2 pseudogenes are annotated in these 1,343 nt (G+C 67.7%); both read right to left on the bottom strand.

Annotated features, from left to right (window positions below):
- Window positions 1-736: pseudogene (locus OC159_RS19935) on the bottom strand (IS5/IS1182 family transposase); the annotation flags it as partial.
- A gap of 387 nt (window positions 737-1,123) precedes the next feature.
- A pseudogene (locus tag OC159_RS19930) lies at window positions 1,124-1,329 on the bottom strand (IS5/IS1182 family transposase); the annotation flags it as partial.
- Window positions 1,330-1,343: the final 14 nt, after the last annotated feature.

Genomic DNA, 1,343 nt, shown 5'->3' with positions numbered 1-1,343 from the left:
GCGCTCAGCAGTCGTGGCAGCCGGGCCAGGTTGTTGGCCGCCATTGTCAGGATGAAGCGGGCGCGCACCCGTGCGACGCCGGGATAGACGGTCTGTGCCATGCCGCCGACGGTCTTGGCCCTTCCGAAGGGCTCCTCGATCCGATTCCGGTGCTTCGGGGACAGGTCGTAGCCTTGTGCCGGGTGGTTCGCCCATCGGCCGCCGAATATCTCGCCTTTCGGGCGACATGCGGGATGACGCCGGTCGACAACGGATCCGGCGGCGTCATATCCCGACGGTCAGTTTGCGGGTCGATCCTGGGGAGTGGCGGAACCATGTCGAGCGCGGCACGACGTTCGGCATGGCCGTCCGCTTCGGTCAGATCGCCTTGGATCGGGCCGCTGCGGTTCTCCATCAAAGCATGGCCGATGAAGCACGGCATCGCGCCGGTGCCGGGCGATTTCCTGCAGGGCCGGGCGTCGAGGCATGGATGGCGTCCGGACGCCGCTCACCTCGGAGGCCGGCTTCGGCATTGCGGCGTGGGCGGGTGGGGCGGAGCATCGGGCCGCTCTCTGGGGTCGGTCCGGGCTGGACGGCAGCGGTCGTGCCTGGCGAGGGCGGGTCGCCCGGTCCCTCATCATCAGGCGGGGATGTCCGGCTTCGGCTGAAAGCTCTTCATCGAAGCCCAGGCCTCGACCGGCGGGCCGTCGACCGGAAAATGCCCGTCCGACAAGAGCGGCGCGACCTCGCGGCGGGCCCGTCTCGTCCAGCCGCGCCAGCACATGGCGCTCGGAGGCAATATCTATCCCGGCAAACATCCTTCCCTCCCTTGTTCAAACCGGGGAGCCTCGAAACCGACGTCCACGCTCAGCCTTGTACAAGCGGGGACAGGCAAAGGACGCCAGCCCCAGGAACCGTTCGAGCTCAGAACGCCGGTCGAGGGCGCCAACCTCACGCACAAGGACGAAGCCTCAAAACTGAGACGGCGACCCTCTCCCGGCTATCGAAACACCACCATAGCAAAGGTGACGCTCGATGAGTGGAGGAGTTACAAAACTGAAGCACGATGTCGCCCAGGGGGGCATGGACCGGACGGTGCCGCTGGACCCGCGACAGGCCCTTGAGGCGGGCGAGGCGGATATGGAAGTGGCTGGAGCAGGCCGGCCCGGACGAGGCGTTCCGGCGCAATCGAGGGGCGCGGTATGGAGCGCTTCGAACTCGGCATCCAGGCTGGCCAGCGCCTCGTTCACCACCTGCCGGATCTTGCGCGAGCCGGATGCCGTGCCGGATGCGCTCCTCGGGATCGACACAGCTGAACAGCGACCCGCTCGTCTCGTCCGTGCCCCGCATCATCACCCCCGCCC

It is taken from the genome of Paracoccus beibuensis (assembly GCF_026162625.1).
Lineage (GTDB): Bacteria > Pseudomonadota > Alphaproteobacteria > Rhodobacterales > Rhodobacteraceae > Paracoccus > Paracoccus beibuensis.
The sequence above is the reverse complement of the archived record's forward strand: the minus strand, read 5'-3'. Positions and strand labels throughout refer to the sequence as shown.